This is a genomic window from Paraflavitalea pollutisoli, from assembly GCF_029360705.1.
GTDB lineage: Bacteria > Bacteroidota > Bacteroidia > Chitinophagales > Chitinophagaceae > Paraflavitalea > Paraflavitalea pollutisoli.
In genome coordinates this window covers 408,415-430,094 of the sequence record NZ_JARKMX010000003.1, presented here as the reverse complement: position 1 = coordinate 430,094, position 21,680 = coordinate 408,415, and the positions used below count along the sequence as shown (strand labels likewise).

The window sequence follows — 21,680 nt, the reverse complement described above, 5'->3', positions numbered from 1 at the left end:
GTAAGGTTAGAATTGGAAATAAATGAATGAGTTGGAACCAAACGTACCGAACAGGGCGATCAGCCACAGCACGGAGGCAAACAGCGCTATCCGCAAAGCCGGACGACGCAGCTGCGTTACATTCCACGACATTCGCTGGTTGGTGATCTCCACCGCCAGCATGATCACCAGCAACAAAATGCCCTTCAGTACCTGGTATTTGTTCAACACCGTATACCAGGAAAACTCTTCAAACGAGGTAATGCGGCCGATAATGGTATTGGCCACCGAAAAACTGCGATGCCCCATACTGCCGGAACGGAAATAGATCCAGGCAATTACGGTTAAAGTATACACGATGATCATACAGATCGCCGAGTTGATAAAGGCCGGCATGCGTACCAACTGTACAAACTTCCGCCAGATCGGTGTCGTGATCCGTTGTATGATCAGGTATACCCCATGCAGAAAACCCCAGAATATAAAGGCCAGGTTGGCCCCATGCCACAAACCTCCCAGCAGCATGGTGATCATATTGTTCTTGTAAGTGCCAAACTTTCCGTGACGGTTACCGCCCAACGGAATGTACAGGTAATCCCGCAGCCAGCTCGACAACGAAATATGCCAGCGTGTCCAGAACTCACTGAAGCTTTGCGAAAAATAAGGTGTTTTGAAATTCTCTACGAAACGATAACCCATGATCCGCGCCAATCCAATGGCAATATCCGAGTAACCGGAAAAATCACAGTAGATCTGGAATGAATAGAAGATGACGCCCACCAACAGATGCGACGAAGAGAATTTAGAAGGATCGGCCCAGCACTGATCTACAAAAGGTGCGAGCGAATCGGCAATCGCTACCTTCTTGAAGAAGCCCCACAACACACGCCCCAGGCCAGAGTTGAAATTATCCCAGTCAAACTTTTTGTCCGTTTCCATCTGTGGCAACAGGTCACGTGCCCGTACGATCGGTCCCGCCACCAATTGCGGGAAAAGCGCAATAAAGGCCGCAAACTTCAGCATATCCCGCTCCACCGGGATTTCCCGGCGGTAGATATCGATGGTATAGGAAAGGCTCTGGAATGTATAGAAAGAGATACCGACCGGCAACAAGATCTGCAACGTACTCAACCCGGGATTCAGGCCAAACGTATGCATCAGGCTCACGAAACTATCGATGAAGAAATTGAAATACTTGAAAAAACCCAGGAACCCGAGGTTCATGATCATACTCAGGATCAGGTAAGTCCGCCTCCTGGCCTTGTTCTCGGTAGCGCCGATCAGCTTGCCGAAATTGAAGTCCATAAAGGTCGACAACATGATAATACCCAGGAAGCGCCAGTCCCAGGAGCCGTAGAATACGTAACTCGCCAACAAGATCCACCAAAGCCGCAGCTTACCTTTGGTCGCAAAGTAAATAGGGAAAAAGACGACGCTGAAGATTAAGAATGTAATGCTGTTGAATACCATCCTGGCTTAGCTTAAGGGTATATTTTAGTAGAAACCGGGGCAAAGTAAAGCAAATCAATCCATAACCGGAAGTACCGCCGGACGGGTTGCCTTATTGCCTGCTGAAAATTACCCAGTTAAACGCCAAAATAATAAAAATTATTATATCACCCGGAATTCTACGTGTTAACGAAACGTCACGCCATTGGAAAGCTGCAGGGTTATTACTATTTTCGGCCCCATGTCAAGCATACCCAACCCCATCGCTGCCGGTGGCAACCCAACAGTACCCGATCTGGCCAGCACCCCTGCGGCAAAAAAAGCCAAGGTATTCTTCCCCCACCTCGACGGTCTGCGGTTTGTATGCTTCTTCCTCGTATTCCTTTTCCATTTCAATAAAACAACGGTTGAACATTATCAAGCCAGCCAACGCGAAGTGCCAGCCTTCTTTAAAGCCTTTACCGTTTTGTTTCAGAATGGTAACCTGGGGGTCAACTTCTTTTTTGTGCTGAGCGGATTCCTGATCACCTTCCTCCTGATCCGCGAGAAAGAACATACCGGCAGGATCCATGTGGGGCATTTCTATATGCGTCGGATATTGAGGATCTGGCCGCTATTTTACCTCTGCGTATTCATAGGCTTTGTGGTATTTCCCAAAGTGGCCTACCTCATCGGCATGGGTGCCGAAGAGCATGCCCGCCCCCTCTGGTACCTCACTTTTCTCAACAACTTCGACGTGATCGAAACCGGCCACCCCAACTCACTCGTGTTGGGCATCCTCTGGTCCATCGCCATAGAAGAACAGTTTTACCTCACCTGGCCCCTGCTGCTGTCGTTCGTCCCGCTGCGCTACTTCAAGCATGTATGCCTGCTGATACTGGGTGGGTCGCTGCTATTCAGAGCCTTCCACCACAACCAGCCCGATGTATTGTATTTCAACACCTTTGCCGTCATTGGTGACATGGCCCTAGGTGGCCTCCTCGCCTATTGGACCTCCTACGACAGCCGTTTCCTGCGTTGGATCACCAAACTGCCGCGTTGGCAGATCATTGCCATCTACGCCATCGCCGCCGGATTGTTCCTGCTGCGACGCAAACTGTTCTATTCAGGGATTCCCGCCGCTGCGATTACCGAAAGGCTGATCATCGGCACCTTCTTTGGGCTCATCATCGTTGAGCAAAACTTCTCACAAAACTCCTTTTTCAAGTTTGCACAATTCCGCAGGATGAGCAGCATGGGCATCTATACCTACGGCCTGTACTGCCTGCATTTTATAGGGATATACATTGCCCTGGCCTTGTTCAGATCGGCTGGCGCCAATGAGTTTTCCGTACCCATCAACCTCACGTTGGGCATAGCAGCACTGCTGATCACCATCGGCATCAGTATGCTGTCCTATCATTTGTTCGAGAAAAGGTTCCTGAAGCTGAAAGACCGCTTCGCCTTTATCGTCAGGAATTGAGGCGCTCCTTCACCCAGTGAAGGGCAATGTCCAGTTGCTCGCGCATCGACAGTTTGGAATTGTCGAGCAGCAGGGCGTCTTCAGCCTGGCGCAACGGGCTTACCTCGCGATGGGAGTCGATATAATCGCGCATTTCCAGGTTGGCCCGCACTTCCTCGATCGTAACGTTGGGATTCTTGTCGTAAAGCTCGCGGAAACGGCGTTCAACGCGGATGGCATTGTCGGCTGTCATGAAGATCTTCAATTCAGCCTGCGGGAACACTACCGTTCCGATATCGCGGCCGTCCATGACGATCCCTTTGCTGGAGCCCATGCTTTGCTGTTGGCGTACGGCAAAGGCCCTGACTTCTTTGATCGCCGCCACTTCACTTACTTTTTCGGCCACGACCAGGTCGCGGATCACGTATTCCACGTTCTCCCCGTTCAGGTAGATCTCGCTTTGACCATTCTTGTGGTTGGAGAGGAATTCAAGGGTGATCTTGCCCAGGGCATCTTCCACCGCTTCGTGGTGGGTCCAGTCGATATGATTGCGGAGAAAATACAGCGTAATAGCCCGGTACATGGCACCACTGTCGATGTACACATAGCCCAGTTCACGCGCCAGCTGTTTCGCCACGGTGCTTTTTCCGCACGATGACCAGCCGTCGATGGTTATAATGATCTTCTTTTCCATGTTGTGGAAGCAAAACTAAGAAAAAAGACGAATGCAGTACTGCTCGCAGCAGCCAGTAATAGCTTGTAAACAAAATAGTAATGCCGCTCTAACGCGTAGAGCGGCATTAATAAAGTAGTGGGGACGATTCCGGACCTACTACGCGTAAGTCACCTTGTTATCATAAGCATTGGATTTTTCCATGTTCCAGTAAGCAGGGTGTTGGTACCGCGAAAGATACCCCGGCCAGCCTACAGTATTAAACAGAGGGACTTGATATATAAACGTCTTTCATAAGATTATAGTGCATGACTGAAGTCAAGAAAAGCATTGCAGACCCCGGGGTCCGCAATAAAAAACCCCTCCGGCCAGGCTGGAGGGGCTATTATGTAAGGAAGCGGTAATACTTACGCTTCTGATTTCTCGGTAGAAGTTTCCTTCAGGGTGAACTGGATCTTCGTTTTCTCCTTATCGAGGTCGGCAATCATGACATCACCTTGCTTAATATGGAGGTTGAGGATCTCTTCTGCCAGCGGATCTTCCAGGTATTTCTGGATGGCCCTGTGCAGCGGACGTGCACCAAACTGAACGTCGTACCCCTTCTCGGCGATGAAGTTTTTCGCTTCTTCCGTCAGTTCCAGGCTGAATCCAAGGCTGTTGAGCCGTTTCATCACGCCCTTCATCAGGATATCGATGATCGAGAAGATATTCTCTTTACTCAGCGAGTTGAAGATGATCACATCGTCGATACGGTTGAGGAACTCGGGGGAGAAGGTCCTTTTCAGAGCCTTTTCGATCACCGCCTTGTTGTTCTCTTCCGCATTTTGCTGACGTGAAGCGGTCGCAAAACCTACACCGTCACCGAAATCCTTCAACTGGCGTACACCAATATTGGATGTCATGATGATCAGGGTATTCTTGAAGTCCACCTTACGGCCCAGACCATCTGTGAGCTGGCCATCGTCCAGTACCTGCAAGAGGATGTTGTAGATATCAGGGTGTGCCTTTTCGATCTCATCGAGCAGGATCACGGAATAAGGCTTGCGGCGTACCCGCTCGGTCAATTGACCACCTTCTTCGTAACCTACATATCCGGGAGGCGCACCGATCAAACGGCTCACTGTGAATTTCTCCATGTATTCACTCATATCGATGCGGATCAGCGCATCTTCCGAGTCGAACATATAACGGGCCAACGCACGGGCCAGCTCCGTTTTACCAACCCCGGTAGGTCCGAGGAAGATAAAGGTACCGATCGGTTTCTTGGGATCTTTCAGACCTACCCGATTACGCTGGATGGCTTTTACCACCTTGGAGATGGCATCATCCTGACCGATCACCATGCTGCGCATGTCGAAGGTCATGTTGCGCAATTTCTCGGTTTCGGCCTGCACCATTCGTTTTACCGGAATGCCGGTCATCATACTCACCACTTCGGCGATAGCCTCCTCATCGATCGGGTAACGCTTGTGTTTGCTTTCTTCTTCCCAGCTGGCTTTCGCCTTTTCCAGTTCTTCCTGCAGGCGTTTCTCCGTATCACGCAGCGAAGCAGCCTCTTCAAACTTCTGGCTCTTGACGACCTTGTTTTTTTCCACCTTCACATCTTCGATCTTCTTTTCGAGGTCGAGGATCTCTTTGGGCACATTGATGTTCTTGAGGTGAACACGGGCACCTACCTCATCCATCACGTCGATCGCCTTATCGGGCAACAAACGGTCGGTGATGTAACGGTCACTCAGCTTCACACAGGCATCGATGGCCTCGTCGTTATAAGTAACGTTGTGGTAGTCTTCGTATTTAGACTTGATGTTATTGAGGATCTGAATGGTTTCATCCACACTCGGTGGTTCTACCATTACTTTTTGGAAACGACGGTCGAGGGCACCATCCTTCTCGATGTACATGCGGTACTCATCGAGGGTAGAGGCGCCAATGCATTGGAGTTCGCCACGGGCCAGGGCTGGTTTGAAGATGTTCGATGCATCCAGTGATCCGCTGGCGCCACCGGCACCAACGATGGTGTGGATCTCATCGATGAACAGGATCACATCACGGTTTTTTTCCAATTCGTTCATGATCGCTTTCATTCTTTCTTCAAACTGACCACGGTATTTGGTACCGGCTACCAAGGCAGCCAGGTCAAGCGAAATAACACGTTTGTCAAACAGTACCCGGGATACCTTGCGCTGCACGATACGCAGTGCCAGGCCTTCCACGATGGCGGTTTTACCTACACCAGGCTCACCGATCAGGATGGGATTGTTTTTCTTTCTGCGGGAGAGGATCTGCGATACACGCTCGATCTCTTCTTCGCGGCCTACGATGGGATCCAGTGCACCACTCTCGGCAAGACGGGTAATATCGCGACCAAAATTGTCCAATACGGGGGTCTTGCTTTTCGTGTTGCCGGCAGCACGTGATTTTTGCTGAGAATACTTCTTTTCTTCATCGAAGTCGTCTTCATTCTCGTCTGCATACTCACTGCGTACATCGTTGCTCTTGACTACACCTAACTCGTTTCTGAATAAATCGTAATCCACGTCAAACTGATTTAAGATTTGAGTAGCTATGTTTTCCTTGTTCTTCAGTATGGAGAGCATCAGGTGTTCCGTTTCAACGGTCGGACTCTTGAGTGCCTTCGCCTCCAGCACCGTTACACGAATTACCTTCTCTGCCTGTTTGGTCAGGGGTAAGCTGTTTATGTTGGCGATGTTCTTACCGGTCTTGTCCTTGACAGCCAATTCTACTTCTTTGCGCAGCTCATAAAGATCAACATTGAAACTCTTCAGGATCCGAACTGCCGTATTTTCACCCTCACGAATCAACCCAAGCAACAAATGCTCAGTACCGATAAAATCATTCCCCAGCCTCAAAGCTTCTTCCCTGCTAAACGAAATAATCTCCTTTACCTGGGCTGAAAAATTGTTATCCATTTGCGTAATTTGTTGTGTTATACAATAATAACGAATATTTTTGACTTATGTTCTCGCCTCTTTATTAACGGCTGTTAACAAACATTAAGTGTGTATGCAGGTCAAAATTGATACCAAGCAAAAATTCCATGCCATAACGATCATTGAACCGGTCTTAACTGCAAATATGACAGCAGAACTGGATGAATGTTTGCTTCCGATCCTCCAAAATGACGTTAAAAACGTAGTACTGATTGTTAAAGACATTAACGAACTGGACGATGCTGCAGGAGAATACCTGTTAAAGGTACAACAAACCTTCTATGAGCAAGGTGCGTCGTTCGTGATCTGCGAAATGCAGCCTGGTGTGGAAGACGCGCTCGATAAGGCCGGCATTCTTGAACTGATGAACGTGACCCCCACCGAAAGTGAAGCATGGGATATCGTGCAGATGGAGGAGATCGAACGGGAGATACTCGGTGGCGAATAATTGTTAGCGACCGGTAACGACTATATACTTTGCCGACCCGGTAGCACGTTGTTCAACAAACACCAGAGTCATCATGCGTTTTGTTGTATTCAGCTTCCTATGCTTATTTTTGGCCCCGCATCTAACGATTGCACAGGGAAGAAGCCGAATGGCTCAATTCTCCTGAAAATGCACCATTGCAGGCCGCACCGATTCCATTACGAAGGAAATGGTACTGGTAGCTGGCAAACTGGAATGTCCCCATAAAGCCTTTGAAATTGTCGATTTCACCATGGCCATAGGCGGCAATTGCCTGGAAGAAGGCATGCAGGTGTTTTATATCCAAAGTCAAACCTTCCTGATCCGCCCGAAATCATAGCCATTGGGGCTTAAAACGGTCACGTGGGGGCCCCGACAGGTGTTTTTTGGATCATTTGCAGCTTTATAAATCTTTTTTTGCTCTTAACCAGTACATTATATTAAAGTCGACGTTGCTCCTTACATGAAAAAGTATGCTGTTATAGTAGCCGGAGGTTCCGGTATGCGCATGGGTACGGTCGTGCCCAAGCAGTTTCTCCCCCTCCAGGGTAAACCGGTGCTTTGGTACACCCTGACCGCCTTTCTCGACGCTTTCCCCGACCTGGAGATCATCCTGGTACTGCCGGAAGCACACCTGCAGATCGGGCAGGAAATACTCCGCTCTACCTATGCCCCCGATCGCATCTGGATGACCGTAGGCGGCGAAACCAGGTTCCACTCCGTCCGGAATGGCTTGTCCCATATCCACCACCACTCCATCGTTTTTGTACACGATGGCGTAAGGTGCCTGCTCACGCCACAGCTCATCCGTCGCTGCTATGCCATGGCGCAGGAGCGCGGCAATGCCATCCCCGCCATCGGTTCTGTCGATTCCATCCGCATCGAGAACTTCGGAGGCAATGAATACATCGACCGCAGTAAGGTGAAGATCATTCAGACGCCGCAGACCTTCTACAGCGATATCGTCAAGGCCGCCTTTGAACAGGAATACGAAGAATCCTTCACCGATGAAGCCAGCGTCGTAGAAAGACTGGGTGTAAAGATCCACTTGATCGATGGCGAATCCACCAACATCAAGATCACCCACCCCATTGATGTCCTGATCGCAGAAAAGATCCTGGAAGAAAGAGAGATGGGGATTTGATAACTTGCAATACATGACGATTAATCGCTCCGGCAATTTCATACACCGTTTGTCGGCAGCTACGAGCAAATTGCTGTTCTGCTGCAAAGTGAGCCGTGATCTCCGTACCTGGTTCCGATTGATCACCAATACCAAGAAACTATCCTGGTCGGCAGCCGGTCACCTTTCCCAGGCCGATGAAGCCACCACCTCCTATCATTTTACCCTTGCCCGCCAACCAGCCACCCTTGCCTTACGCACTCTGCAGGGAGACCTGCAGATATTCTACGACGTTTGGTGGCGATCTACCTACCAGCTGCCAAATGCCATCCTGCAACGCGCAGCCGTCATTGTAGACCTCGGTGCCCATGTAGGCATGACCTCGCTGTATTTCAGCCGCCACGCACCCAACGCCACCATATACCCGGTAGAAGCAGACAACCAGAACTATGAGCTGCTTTGCAGTAACCTGGCCCCCGTCATCCAAACAGGCCGGGTAGTACCTACACATGCCGCTATACACCACCGACAGGAGCCTGTATACCTCCAAAAGGAATTCTTTTCCTACAACACCCATGTGGCAGAAACCATTACCGAATGGCCTGTCGACGGCATCCGGCTCGCCGACCTCATTACGCTTTACGAGTTGAAAAGAATCGACATCCTGAAGATAGATATCGAAGGAGCCGAAAAATTCCTGCTGCAGGAAGCAGACACCTGGATGCCCATTACCCAGCACATACTTATTGAACTACATGACGATCAGTTGAGGAACTTATTCCTCCTCACGGCAGCAGCACATGGATTCCAGGTAACAAAACGGCCTATGGCTTATGAAGATATTTATTGGGCATCGCGCTAAGAAAAGCGCTTTAGCCATTTGATCCACCCCGGTAGCCTATTGAAGCGATACACGAAATAAGGCTCCTCCACACTCCCGAAATTACGGTAAAAATGCGCCACCCCTGGCAGGTCAGATCCTTCAAAGTCGAGTACGGTAGCACTGCCCGCAAACTCCCGGATCAATTGGTCCAGCAAAAAATGATTGGCAGCCACTTTCCGGCCGGCTCCCACAGTAGCGCTGTGCAACAGGTATAGCCGCCCTTTGTACTGAAACAGCAAGGCAGTCGACAACCAATCACCGTCCGCTTCCTTAACGCCCCTCGTAATGACCAGCCCCTGCTGCCACGCGTCGGTACACAGCCGCTCAAAACGGTCGTATTCTTCAGGCTTGATCACGGCTATCTGTTCACTGTAGGTGTCACGGAAAGCACGTAACACCAGCGGTAAGGCAACCTGCTGATGATACTGTAGAGGAAACTTGCCAGCCTTGTCGAGATTCTTGAGCAAGTCGTTTTTATAAGCAGCCCTTAATTGGTCGTAGGCAGGCGCCAGGTCCAGTATCAGGTTGGTACGGGCATCAGCCAGCGCAATGCCCTGATTGGCATAATTAAAGAAGAGTTCTCCGTAGTTGAAATGATGCAAGGCTGCCTGCAGCATAGCCTGCACCTGTATTGCCGACAGTGAAGCCGGCCCAAATACCCCGAGCTGTTGCGCAAATGGTACCCAATGAAGATACCTGATCCCAAACTTCCGTTTCCAGGGCAATGGCATCACCACTTCGTAATCTCCCATCACGAGGGCATCCCACTGTCCGGCCATATGATCCAGGTACAGCGTCGTTGCATAGACCAGACCATTGGGTGCAGCATCGATACACCGGTTCCACCGAACCGGATCGATCTGCGCACGGGTATAGTATTGGATAGAATTATTGTGCATAAGTTATCCGTGTGACAGCACTGGTTGCCAATACCTGTTACTGGCCAATGATTTTACGCAGGTTAAACCGGTGAATATCGAAGCTAAAGGAAATACGTTTGCCAAAAGTATTTTGCTCTGGTACTGTCTTCAGGTTATCCTTGAACTCCTTGCTGTAAAACAGGGGCGCATACACATTCAGTAGGTCTTTGAACAACGATACCTGTAAGCCGGCCACATACAGGAAGCGGCTCGTTACGGCGTCTTTTTCCCAGGCATCGGCATAGGTACCAATGTCCAGAAACACCCGAACAGGTAGTTTAAAAGGCAACAGCTTATTGGGCAACGTTGTATTGAAGTTTACCGAAGCGATCCAGTTGTCCGAACGCCCCTGCAACCCTGCAAACAAGTCGGTACGCAGTTTTAATCCTCCATCCCGCACCATGATCTGCTGACTGGCAGCCCCATCGAACTCCGATCGACCGATGAAGTAATTGCTGTACGTATAGTCCTCATCACCCCGCACCGCAGTCAGCTTAGGTTGGTAGAGATAGGTGTTGCTGTACTTTTGATTCGTCTTACCACCCAGGTAACCAAATTTGGCAGCAAACGCCCGTACCTGCAAACCACCGCCCTTGGCATAGTTGAAGAAATAATGCCCGGTCGCATTAACCCGGTAAAATCCTTCTCCCTGCTGCACCTGCAATTGGGCATCGTAAGGATATAGCTTCCTGTAATTGGTCACGTTGAAGGTCAATTGGTTCAGGTAGCGGTTGCGTACCGCTGCCGGAGAAGGATAGGTCATGGAATCATCGCTATCGGTTACATAACGGAATCCCTTCTCCCCAATCAGGTAGGTTTTCCATTCGATCCACTTCTCCACCGTCGACAAGGGTGACTTATTCCTGAACGTGAACCGCAGCGAGGGCACCACCTTGTGGAAACCGCCAAATACCTTAGCTCCATTGCTGTCTACACCATCCAGCGTAGAAAAACGCGAACCCGTCACGCCCAGTTCGATAGTATTGAACGTCTTGTTGGGTCTCCAGGTATAATTGATATTACCAATGCCGTTCAACTGCTTGCTATTGGTAGCATACAAGGGAGCCAGTATGAACTGAAAGTCATGCGTAGGTATACTGATGTTATGCAGCACCAGGCCTACCATGAACTTATCGTACATATTATACCCCATAGCCGGCAGGAAATTGACATAGTTTACCCGGTCATACTCTTTGATCGAGAAGAGGAAAGCCGGCTTGATCTTTTTAGGCCCGGTATACCCGCCTGGCAACGCACCGGTGGTATCAAGTAACCTGAACAATCCATTCAGGTCTTTGGAAGTACTACCTGCCATCACTGCCCGGAAATCGTCGGGGGATGGATGCCTGAACTGCCATTGTTGATAGTAGCGACGCATTGCCGTGTCAAATGCAGGTTGCCCCATTGTCTGCTCCAATTGCCGCATCCACTGTGCTGTCTTGAAATAAGCTATCGCACCATAGTTCTGCTGCGACAATTCGGCCGAAGGCGTACTGATCGGCTGATCCTTTTTTTCTTTCACGAGCGCCGCTACCAATAATGCCGCCTGGTCGGCCGGTAATCTTTGCTCCAGGCCGTTCCTGACCGGGGGCACCGGATATTTCCAGGCCTTATAGCGATCACCATAATAAGAATTGATGCCTTCATCCATCCAGGGATGATCGCGCTCGTTGCTGGCCAGTATGCCATAAAACCAGTTGTGGCCGATCTCGTGTTCGATTACTGCATCCAATGAAGTCGTATCGTCTACCGGACCAATATTCGTGATCGTGGGATACTCCATACCACCATTAAAATCACCGCTCGTCTCCACTACACTCACCACATTGTACGGGTATTCACCAATCAGGGAAGAACGGAAACGGATGGCATCCTTGGCCATGCGCAAACTGCTTTCCCAGATCTTGTCACCTGGCTTGTAAAAGGTCCAGGCTTCGATGGTTCTGCCCGAAGGCAATTGAATAGTATCGGTGTTGACGACAAATCGTTTATCGGCAAACCAGGCAAAATCATGTACCCGGTCTTGCTTGTAACGGAGGGTCTTGGTGGGTACTGCCGGGGACTGTGGTGCAACCGGTGTTTCGGGCACGGGCATGTCATCGGCCGGTTTCTTCTTGCCCGGTGCTGTTTTCTTTCCCTGGCTGGTTGTTGTTTTTTTAACAGTCGTCTTTTTCGCAGTGGAGGAGCTCCCCTGTCCTGTTTTCTTCACCGGCTTGGGCGGTGGCGCCAGGAACTTCGCCCGGGTCACCGGCTTCGTCTCGGGATGCTGCAGCCAATAAGCGCCATCCTTTGTACGCAACCATGCTTTCTCATTGGCATCCTGCAATTCGCCAGTAGCGGCCACAATATAATCCTGTGGTACGGTAATACGTACATCATAACTGCCAAACTCACTGTAAAATTCTCCCTGGTCGAGGTAAGGCATCGGGTGCCAGCCACGCTGGTCAAACACGGCCGGTTTGGGATACCATTGCGTTAACTGATAGGATTGCCCCACATGTCCACCACGGGAAAAGTTTTTGGGCAGCTTGACATGAAAAGGAGTCGTGATCTCGATAGCCGCACCAGGTAATAGCAGGCGGTTCAATAGCACCTTCACCACATCGATATACTGCGGATGATCTTCCGTTTCGAGCGTTACATTGTTGGTGCGGAAATCGAGGCGGTTGATATATCCCCGGTCTTCCCGATCGGAGAAATAAAAGTCGGTACGCCCATGCAGTAACAGCTGGTCGCTGAATGCGGTGCGGTCGTTCTTAAAGGCATTGGGCCACAGGTGAAACCAGATATAATTCAAACTGTCTGGCGAGTGGTTGATATAACGCAGCTTAAGGTAGCCGTTCAGGCTGTTGGCCTTATCATCCAGCTCCACATCGATGATATAATGAACTTCCTGCTGCCAGTAAGCCTGCGCCCGCACCACCTGCTGCAGCAGCATAAGACCGATGAATATGACCAAACGTATGTTCATGCGTTATACTAGCTTAAAAATTGCCTTCCTTATTGAGCAACTCGAAGTATTTTTCCAGGTCGAGCTGCGAAGCTTTTTCCAGCGCCGCCTTCAGGTCTTCCGGGTATGGATGCTTAAACTTCCAGGTCTCGAAATAAGCTTGCATGGCTTTATCGAATCCTTCCCTGCCCAGTGCCATCTCTACCAGGTACAACCAGGTGGCCGCCTTTACATACACCACGATCCCATAATCATCTTTGTTGGCAAATCCCGTTGAGCTGGTATTGACAGGTTCCTTGGACGGGATGCTGTTCAATGCGTTGTACACCCGGCTCAACAATTCTTCCGCCGGCAACGCCTTCACTTCTTTCGGCATCGACTTACCAAAGATACTGTTCGACTTATACTTCTCCGCTTCATAGCGAAACTGGTAAAAACTGTTGATACCCTCATCCATCCACGGATAGTCACGCTCATTGCTGGCCAGGATGCCATAGAACCAGTTATGGCCCACCTCGTGGGTAATAACGGCATCCAACTCTTCCACACCGGCATCCGGACTGGTGATCAGCGTGATCATCGGGTACTCCATCCCTCCTGATGAAAGATTCCTGGGACCTTCTACCGCCTGTACCACCGGCCAGGGGTATTCACCGATCCAGGTCGAGTAACGTCGTACCGCATCCTCCACATAATCGATGCTGTTGTTCCATTTATTGTTCCCGTTGGGCTGGTACCAGGTAAATGCATCGATGACCTTGCCTGAGGGCAATTGCAGACTATCGTACTGTATGATCACGTCTTTGTCGGCAAACCAGGCAAAGTCATGGATATTCTCCCCAAAATACTGAAGGGTTTTGTTACCACCGGGGTTGGCAGGCTTGTACTGCGCAACAGCTGCTTTTGCCTGGTAATTCTTTGCCCCTACCGATTTATATTGCTCCAGTTCGGCGGTGGTCAACAGGGTACCGGTAGCTCCTACAATATAATCGGCAGGTACGGTGATATTGACCTTGAAGCTGCCAAACTCGCTGTAGAATTCGCCCTGATCCAGGTAGGGGAAAGCATGCCATCCCTTCCTGTCGTAAACGGCTGGTTTGGGATACCACTGGCACAGCATATACTGATCGCCATCATATCCGGAGCGGGAAAAATAAAATGGTAGTTTGACCACGAAGGGCGTGGTAATGTCGGCAGACTGCCCCGGCAATAGTGGCTCATTCAATACAACCTTCGTGACATCGGGGTTGTTGAGCGAGTCCGGGGCGGTCGTTACTTTTTTGCCGTTCACGGCAAAGGCCAATCCATCGATAGAGCCGGCGCTCTTGCGGTTCTTCAGCTTCTTTTTGCCTTCTTTATCGGCTGCCAGTTGCCGAGCCAGAGCCGTGTTCTCATCCTTGTAGGCATTGGGCCACAAATGGAACCAGATATATCGCAGGGTATCGGGCGAATGATTGGTATAATTCAGCTGCAGGGAGCCTTTGAGGCTATGTTGCTGCACATCGAGGGCAACGTCGATGGTGTACTGTACTTCCTGTTGCCAGTAATCTTGCGCAGCAACCGTACGGGATACCAGGACCAGGGTTAATAGGGGAACGATCTTTTTAAGCATGCTATTGAATAGGTATTTGTCATACATCTCCCCCGCTCTGCTACCTGCCCTGCCCCAAAAAGATGATGCGCAGGGTATGTATCATGATCTTGACGTCGAGCGCCAGAGAGATGTTCTCGATATAAATCAGGTCGTACTTCATCCGCTCCACCATTTGCTCCACATTTTCTGCATAGCCAAACTTGACCATGCCCCAGGAGGTAAGCCCCGGCTTCACTTTCAACAGGTACTTGAAGTAAGGTGTACGCTGCTCAATGAGTTGGATGAAATAGGCACGTTCCGGACGGGGACCTACCAGGCTCATCTCTCCCTTCAGGATATTCCACAGCTGAGGCAGTTCGTCCAGGCGCCAGGTGCGCATCACTTTGCCCCATTTGGTAATCCGTTCATCATGGGCCGATGACAATTGCGGTCCGGCTTCTTCAGCAGGATGGTACATCGACCGGAACTTGTAAATATTAAAACGACGGCCACGCAGCCCTACCCTTTCCTGCGCATAGAAGATCGGTCCGGGAGAAGATAGACGCACGCGGATGGCCACATACAGATACACCGGTAACAGCAAGGCCAGGCCCAGCAAGGCGATCGTTACATCGATCACCCGTTTGATATTCTGTTGCCATTCGGGCATCAGGCCTGTCTTGAGATCCGACAACACAGCCCCAAATACGCTGCTTGTTTTTACAGAGCCAGACAAGATATCGATGATATCCGGTGCGATCTTGATATCGACATCCGCTTCACTGAGTACCGACACCACATTTTCGACCTGGTGTTTTTCCGACCGCTCCAACGCAATTACTACCAGCTGCACCTGCTGATCGCGTACCACCGATCCTATATCGGCGATATGGCCATATTGTGGCAGGTGAGCACTGATGCCATTCACCTCCGAAGGTGCCGCCACAAATCCAGTATAATGGTATCCGGCCAGCCTCAGGCCGTTTTTGGTATCCGTGTAAATTTTGGTGGCGAGCGAATTGCCTCCTACCAGCAGGGCATTGAACTGTACACTGCCTTCGTACAGCTGCCGCCGCACTTTGCTCAGGATAAAGCTGCGACCAATCCAGGTAAAGAACAACTGGGCCCAGATATACGTAAACAGCGCTTTGTAGAAATAGGTATACTTATGCTGCGGGTCGTTGATGACAATACAAAAGAAGATGACGATACAACCGATAATACAGGTGACGATGGTATTCGTGAATTCGCTCAACCTCGATTTCTTGTACAGGGAATGATAAGACCCTACCAGCGTGAAAAAGATGAGCCAGGCTATCGGCATGATCCATATGCCCCACAAGAAGGGCTTACTGAAAAAGATATGCCCATCCGCTGAAAAGATGGGCTCATGCAGGTAATACCGTCGTGCAAAGTACAAAACGATCCAGGCCAGGAGGGCAGCCATATAGTCGCTGAGCAAATACCAGACGCTATGGATACGTTTATTAGCTGACATGTACGCTAAGAGGTAATACTATTGTTTTTTATTTTGTGCAATATCTGGTGTGCTACATCCATGGCCCTATAACCATCTACCTCCGACACTTTGGTCGGGGTATTGTGCAGAATGGAATCACGAAACGCTTCCAGTTCTTTTTTGATCGCATTGACTTCTGGAACCTGGGGGTTGATAACCGCAATCGTTCTGGTCCCGTGCGGTGTTTCCAGGTCAAAGGAAAAGGCATCCACGTCCTGAGGCGTCTTCAGTTTAATAACTTCCGACTTTTTATTGAGAAAGTCCACTCCAATATAAGCATCTTTCTGGAATAAGCGCATTTTTCGCATCCGCTTCATCGAAATTCTGCTAGAAGTAAGGTTGGCCACACAGCCATTGTTGAATTCTATCCGCACATTTGCAATGTCGGGTGTATCCGTCATAACGGCTACGCCACTGGCAGAGATCTGCTTTACTTCACTCTTCACAATGCTGAGGATGATATCGATATCGTGGATCATCAGGTCGAGGATCACACTGACTTCCGTACCACGGGGATTGAACTGGGCGAGACGGTGTACTTCGATGAACATGGGGTTCAGCTGCATGTGCTGGATACCCAAATACGCCGGATTGAAGCGTTCTACGTGACCTACCTGTAATTTTACGTTCGACTCCCGTACCAGTTTTACCAGCTCACGCGCTTCTTCCATCGTATTGGCCAGGGGCTTTTCCACAAACACATGCCGCCCTTTGCGGATGGCTGCTTTGCAGAGGTCGAAGTGGTAGTTGGTTGGCGCAACGATGTCTACCATATCCACGGCATCGATAAGACGCTCGGGATCGAGGAAGCGGGGCAATTGGTATTTTTCCGTGACTTCCTGCGCCGCCGCATCATTAGGATCGTAAAATCCTACCAGTTCAACATCCGTTATTTCTTTCCAATTGTTCAGGTGGAATTTACCAAGATGACCAACGCCGAATACGCCAACCTTTAGCATAGGTATTGTGAGTTATAATGAATTAAAAATCAAAGATAAACCATTGGCTATTCGAATTGGAAAAAGGAATTGCACGAGTTATCTACAGCGTGAGTTGTACCGCCAGACGGCGTGTTACCGGCAGCTGACAGACCCTGGATTCTATTTCAACAACGGTGAACGGCTACGGTAAGTGGAAGTTGGGTGATAAATAAACAGGCAGGTACCTTCCTTGATCTGATCGATCATAGGCTGGCAGATCTCTTGCGGCACAGCAGGACAGCCCTTACTGCGACCAATATATCCCTGGCTGGAAATGAATTGTTCGCTCACGTAATCGGCTCCATGGATCACAATGGCACGGCGGTAGGCAAAATCATTGATGCCTTTTTCAACGCCCTGCAACTTCAGCGAATAGCCGTTGCTGCCCTGGTACGCCTCACCCGTGATGTAAAAACCGAGACTGCTTTTATTGGAGGAAGGTTTATTCGAGAAGACATTGGCCATCGATTTGCCCGACTTCATGCCATGTGCCACCCAGGTATTGTACAACAACTCGCTGTTGTCGAGGTCGATGACATACAGACGTTTGCTCGAACTGGGCTGACTAAAATCCACGATCGACAGCACACTACTGTGCAGGCGACCCGATTTCGCCAACTTTTCCATCCCTTTTACCGCCAGGCGGAATACACTCTTCGACAGCCCCATCGTTTCCAGGTGGAGACTATCGTAAATGTCCATTACGTTGCGAAAGGAAAAAGTAGCCGACTTGCCGGGAATGTCCGCAGCAGTGGCAGTAGTAGCACGAAAGTTAAAAGTACTGCCGATGACCGTAGGAGCTACGGGTACAAAAGAACATAGGAGCAGTATTGCCACACCTAATAAAGGGGCACTTACCCATCCACGACACCTTGCCTTGTTCGGTTTTTCCATAGATTCAGCCGTTTTAAGGGATGAACAAATTGATCAATGATTTCAGTATCAACGAGCTAATGGGCTTAAAATTGCCCAATAGCCAGAGAATATGGATATTTTTTGGACGCGGACGAAAATAGCGGTTTTTACGGTTACCCCGGACTAATCTACGCCGGGAGAACACATTTTATAGATAGTTATATATAGACCATAAAAGATAGCCCTTATTACCGCCATAATTGGCTGACTATTAACACATCGGGGGAGTGCTACAGTTTCTCACCGATGATATTGTACAACAGGTCCTTGTAATGTTCGCTGCACGGAAGCTCTGTTTCACCCAGAAACACAGTCTTGCGTGAGACCGTATCGACCTTGCGAAGTGACACAATATAGGACCGGTGAATGCGGATAAAGTCCTCATTGGGCAGTCGGGTTTCATAGTATTTGAGGCTTTGCAGCGTCACGACGGGCTTTTTACTATCAGCCAGGTGGATGCGGGTATAGTCCTTGAGCCCTTCTAGGTAGATGATGTCATGGTAAAACAGCTTCTGGATCTTGTGCGCCGTTTTGATGAACAAGAAATCATCTTTACGTTGGGGTGATTTATTCTTGCGATAGCCGATGTACTCCGAAGCCTTATTCACCGCCGCTACAAACCGGTCGAAAGGCACGGGCTTTAACAGGTAATCGATGGCATCCAGCTCATACCCTTCCACGGCAAATTCATGGTAAGCGGTCACAAAGATCACCGCTGGCTTCTTGGGCAGGATCTTGAGAAATTGGATACCTGACAGATCGGGCATCCGGATGTCGAGGAATACCAGGTCGATCTCTTCCTTCTCGAAGTAAGGCATCGCTGCCATCGGCCCTTCGCAACGCCCCACCAAACGCAGGTTGGGCATTTTACGGATAAAATCTTCCATGAGGTCCAGTGCCCACGGTTCGTCGTCAATGATGAGACAGTTCAGGTTCATCGATCTAGCATTTATTTGTTTAATACTGGTCCGCGTTTCTGGTAGCAGACAGATCAGGCATGGGCGATCTGGTCGCTTCCGGATTCATGATCCAGGGTGATTTGGAGGTTTACTACATAAATACTGGTGTTGTCGCTGATATCGAGCAGGTGCCGGTTGGGATACAATACATCGAGCCGCCGGCGTGCATTGACCAGGCCTACCCCACCCGATGTTTCGGTGGCTGCAGCCGTTTTCCGGATGATCGTATTGCCTACCGTCAAGGTCAGTTCCTTACCGATCACGCTGATCTTGATATCGATTGCCGAAGGACTCGAATAGCTGATGCCATGCTTGAAAGCATTCTCGATAAAAGTGATCAGCAGCAAAGGCGCGATCAGCAGGTCGCCGGTGGCACCAGCTACCTCGTACTGGATCGTGATATTGCGGGATATCCGTAGCTTCTGCAGATCGATATAGTTGCGGATGTACTCCAGGTCTCTGGTGAGCGGGATCTTCTCCGTCGTACTGTCGTACAACACATACCGCATGATCTGCGAGAATTTGAGAATGGAATACTCCGTTTGCTCCGACTTCAGGTGTGCCTGCGAATAAATGCTATTGAGCGTATTGAACAGGAAATGCGGGTTGATCTGCAACTTCAGGAAATTCAGTTCGGCATTCAACCGCTCATTCTCCAATGCTTTCTTCTGCTTTTCACTCACGATGAGCGAATTGGCTAGTTTGATGAATCCCCCAAACAACAGGATGAGCACTCCCGAAGACAGGGTATTCATCAAGACCATCGGAAAGCCCATCCAGAAAATGCCCCGTTCATTGAAAGGCCCTTCCCGGAAGAATGGCCCCCCAGCAGGTATCACCGGTTGCATCCTGTTCGAGTCGCCGGGTAAGGTGGTATGGAAGGTACGATGCCAGGGACGCGCAGGCCGGTACAGGGTATCCACCATGACCTGGTGATTCAAGATCACCGCCCCTTCTATTCTTTGCCCACTGCCCGCAATATGATACGAAGCGACGGCCGGCTGGGCAGGTATTGCCTGCGCATCGGGCCATAAACGTGCTTCGGCTACCGAATCCTTCGTGGCGATCACACCATTGCCCATCTTGCTGGTCAGGATATAGCGCCGGGGATGCATCCGCAAATGCTCCCGGAAGAAATATTCCGTTGCCGCATTCATGGCAAACAGCATCACCAACGCGCCCGTGATCGATAGAAAATAATTGGCCATCTTTCCCCGCTGAAAGAAGGTCGGCAGCAGGTAATAATAGTTTACATAGAACAAGATGACCAGGAAAGACTTGGTCACGAGCTCTCGATAAAAGAAAGTCACATCGAGGATCCGGATGCGATAGATCAGCAAGGGCATCGCAAGAAACAATCCCCACAAGATCATGTGTGACACAATTACCATCACCCGATGACGGGCCGTTTTCACCGGCTTGAACCCCAGTATATAGGAGATGGCATCCCGGGCCTTTTCTTTAGTCATCCTGTTTATGAGCGGGTAAGCCACCAGTACGCTGCTTGGCAGGCGCACCAAATACCGGTGTCTCACCCAATTTTATCTTATTGATAACAATTCGTGCATGGTCGGCCGCCGCTTCACGGCTACCGAAGCTTTGGCGGCCTGCCAGGTCCGGATCGATCGGTTGATGGATCACCACTTTACCACCGGCCATGATATCGTATCCCCAACCTGGTCCCTCTTCAAAACAACGAACACGCAAGCCTGCCACTGGAGTAGCCTGGTAATAGGCATACCACTTTACCGCCGTAATAGCTACCGCGATCAGCACGGCCCCCAGTAAGATACGGACAGCTCTATTGGTTGTCATTGTCATTTTGCTCATCGTTGGGATGAAACTCAAATGTATTGTAGTAGTATTCCGATCCGTTGCGGCCAGTCATCACGAATCCCCTGTTCCTCAAGGTCATGGCCACAGCGCCTTCGCGGGTTTTGGCTTCAAAATCCGTTTTACGGCTCCACAGGTCTGTGGTCGCATCATACTCCCAAACCGTGGAAGCATACGATCCATTGACACCGGTAGCCAGGTAGGCCTTGTTGTTCATCACAAAGCTGACAGCGTTGGAGCGTACGATGGAGGTATAGTCGTCATCATAGGTTTCATCCGAGACATTGGTCAGCTTACGTTTTTCCGTCCAGTCTTTGGTAGCCGGATCATAAACAAGCAGGTCGTTGAGGGCCGATCCGTTGTTATTGCCACTCACGATATAAGCCTTGTTGTCCAATACGAAAGCCGTACTGGCCGAGCGGCGCCTGTTCATACTTTTCAATTGCTCCCATTGACCGGTAGCAGGGGTATAGGAATATAAATCCTGCAAGTCGCTGCCATCATACCCTGAACATACATAGCCAACATTGCCGATGGTAAAGGCCACAGCATTGTAACGTGCAGAGCCCGGGAAGGCTGTAATGGGATCCCAGGTATTATTGGCGGGATCGAATGCATACATATCATTGTACTGGGCATAACCATCTGTACCCGTACCAACATATCCTTTACTGCCTACGGCAAATGCTACGGCAGAATTTCTCGCAGTACCGGGAAAGTCTTTCATCTTGGTCCAGAAATCTCTGTAGAGATCATATTCCCACAGATCGTTGTAACGCTTGGTGGAAGAAACACCGGTGCCCAGGTAAGCTTTATCACCGATCGTAAACAGAATGGCTTCTCCGCGCGCATCGCTTTCAAAGTCCTTACTGATCGACCAGTTGCCCACCAGTTCATCATCGCTGTCTGTACTCTTGGTACAACCCGGTAACAACAAGATAGGCGATAGTACAATTAACAAAGCAGCAGCATAAACAGCAATTTGTTTCATCATTTACTTTTTTTTTAGGTAGCAGGGGCCTGGTCTTCCACCTTCCGCGGTTTTCGCAGGGGTTTAAACAGG

The 21,680-nt window shown here is 49.9% G+C and carries 18 protein-coding genes; 5 read left to right on the top strand and 13 right to left on the bottom strand.

Annotated elements, in window-relative coordinates:
• Nucleotides 1–6: 6 nt before the first annotated feature.
• Nucleotides 7–1,449 carry an MBOAT family O-acyltransferase gene (locus P2W70_RS09575; RefSeq protein ID WP_276481225.1) on the bottom strand — a complete coding sequence of 481 codons (1,443 nt, stop codon included), beginning with the start codon at nt 1,447–1,449 and terminating at the stop codon, nt 7–9.
• 220 nt (nt 1,450–1,669) lie between these two features.
• Here P2W70_RS09575 and P2W70_RS09570 point away from each other — a divergent pair, with 220 nt between their 5' ends.
• Nucleotides 1,670–2,890, top strand: a complete 1,221-nt coding sequence (locus P2W70_RS09570) for an acyltransferase family protein (protein ID WP_276481224.1) — start codon at nt 1,670–1,672, stop codon at nt 2,888–2,890.
• Here the strand turns inward: P2W70_RS09570 and cmk are convergent.
• Both cmk and P2W70_RS09560 read right to left on the bottom strand, forming a co-directional pair.
• A complete protein-coding gene (cmk, locus tag P2W70_RS09565; RefSeq protein WP_276481223.1) occupies nt 2,880–3,563 on the bottom strand; it encodes a (d)CMP kinase in 684 nt (227 codons plus the stop codon). The two genes, P2W70_RS09570 and cmk, sit on opposite strands and share 11 nt — an antisense overlap.
• 386 nt (nt 3,564–3,949) lie before the next feature.
• Nucleotides 3,950–6,475: an ATP-dependent Clp protease ATP-binding subunit gene (locus P2W70_RS09560; RefSeq protein ID WP_276481222.1), complete on the bottom strand. Its 2,526-nt coding sequence runs from the start codon at nt 6,473–6,475 to the stop codon at nt 3,950–3,952.
• Nucleotides 6,476–6,569: 94 nt separating this feature from the next.
• Here P2W70_RS09560 and P2W70_RS09555 point away from each other — a divergent pair, with 94 nt between their 5' ends.
• From P2W70_RS09555 to P2W70_RS09540, 4 genes are all read left to right on the top strand, one after another.
• Nucleotides 6,570–6,944, top strand: coding sequence for an STAS domain-containing protein (locus P2W70_RS09555; RefSeq protein ID WP_276481221.1), 375 nt, complete (start codon nt 6,570–6,572; stop codon nt 6,942–6,944).
• Between the two features lie 208 nt (nt 6,945–7,152).
• Entirely contained in the window at nt 7,153–7,302 is a 150-nt protein-coding gene (locus tag P2W70_RS09550; protein ID WP_276481220.1) for a hypothetical protein, read from the top strand.
• Between the two features lie 123 nt (nt 7,303–7,425).
• On the top strand, nt 7,426–8,106 hold the full coding sequence (locus tag P2W70_RS09545) for a 2-C-methyl-D-erythritol 4-phosphate cytidylyltransferase (protein ID WP_276481219.1): 681 nt from the start codon (nt 7,426–7,428) through the stop codon (nt 8,104–8,106).
• 13 nt (nt 8,107–8,119) lie between these two features.
• On the top strand, nt 8,120–8,947 hold the full coding sequence (locus P2W70_RS09540; protein WP_276481218.1) for an FkbM family methyltransferase: 828 nt from the start codon (nt 8,120–8,122) through the stop codon (nt 8,945–8,947).
• Here the strand turns inward: P2W70_RS09540 and P2W70_RS09535 are convergent.
• The 10 genes from P2W70_RS09535 to P2W70_RS09490 all read right to left on the bottom strand — a co-directional run bounded on the left by P2W70_RS09535 (nt 8,944) and on the right by P2W70_RS09490 (nt 21,611).
• Entirely contained in the window at nt 8,944–9,867 is a 924-nt protein-coding gene (locus P2W70_RS09535; RefSeq protein WP_276481217.1) for a GNAT family N-acetyltransferase, read from the bottom strand. The genes P2W70_RS09540 and P2W70_RS09535 overlap by 4 nt on opposite strands.
• A gap of 37 nt (nt 9,868–9,904) precedes the next feature.
• The gene (locus P2W70_RS09530) at nt 9,905–12,859 is read right to left on the bottom strand and encodes a M1 family metallopeptidase (RefSeq protein ID WP_276481216.1); all 2,955 of its coding nucleotides are present in this window, start codon (nt 12,857–12,859) and stop codon (nt 9,905–9,907) included.
• A gap of 13 nt (nt 12,860–12,872) precedes the next feature.
• Nucleotides 12,873–14,450, bottom strand: a complete 1,578-nt coding sequence (locus tag P2W70_RS09525) for a M1 family metallopeptidase (protein WP_276481215.1) — start codon at nt 14,448–14,450, stop codon at nt 12,873–12,875.
• 40 nt (nt 14,451–14,490) lie between these two features.
• Entirely contained in the window at nt 14,491–15,909 is a 1,419-nt protein-coding gene (locus tag P2W70_RS09520; RefSeq protein ID WP_276481214.1) for a sugar transferase, read from the bottom strand.
• Between the two features lie 5 nt (nt 15,910–15,914).
• Nucleotides 15,915–16,889 carry a Gfo/Idh/MocA family oxidoreductase gene (locus P2W70_RS09515; protein WP_276481213.1) on the bottom strand — a complete coding sequence of 325 codons (975 nt, stop codon included), beginning with the start codon at nt 16,887–16,889 and terminating at the stop codon, nt 15,915–15,917.
• Nucleotides 16,890–17,030: 141 nt separating this feature from the next.
• The gene (locus P2W70_RS09510) at nt 17,031–17,804 is read right to left on the bottom strand and encodes a murein L,D-transpeptidase catalytic domain family protein (RefSeq protein WP_276481212.1); all 774 of its coding nucleotides are present in this window, start codon (nt 17,802–17,804) and stop codon (nt 17,031–17,033) included.
• A 251-nt stretch (nt 17,805–18,055) separates the two neighbouring features.
• Nucleotides 18,056–18,763: a LytR/AlgR family response regulator transcription factor gene (locus tag P2W70_RS09505; RefSeq protein WP_276481211.1), complete on the bottom strand. Its 708-nt coding sequence runs from the start codon at nt 18,761–18,763 to the stop codon at nt 18,056–18,058.
• A 53-nt stretch (nt 18,764–18,816) separates the two neighbouring features.
• The gene (locus tag P2W70_RS09500) at nt 18,817–20,253 is read right to left on the bottom strand and encodes a sensor histidine kinase (protein WP_276481210.1); all 1,437 of its coding nucleotides are present in this window, start codon (nt 20,251–20,253) and stop codon (nt 18,817–18,819) included.
• Nucleotides 20,246–20,599 carry a DUF4907 domain-containing protein gene (locus P2W70_RS09495; RefSeq protein WP_276481209.1) on the bottom strand — a complete coding sequence of 118 codons (354 nt, stop codon included), beginning with the start codon at nt 20,597–20,599 and terminating at the stop codon, nt 20,246–20,248. The genes P2W70_RS09500 and P2W70_RS09495 overlap by 8 nt, the downstream gene beginning before the upstream one ends.
• Nucleotides 20,586–21,611: a Kelch repeat-containing protein gene (locus P2W70_RS09490; protein WP_276481208.1), complete on the bottom strand. Its 1,026-nt coding sequence runs from the start codon at nt 21,609–21,611 to the stop codon at nt 20,586–20,588. The genes P2W70_RS09495 and P2W70_RS09490 overlap by 14 nt, the downstream gene beginning before the upstream one ends.
• Between the last annotated feature and the right edge of the window lie 69 nt (nt 21,612–21,680).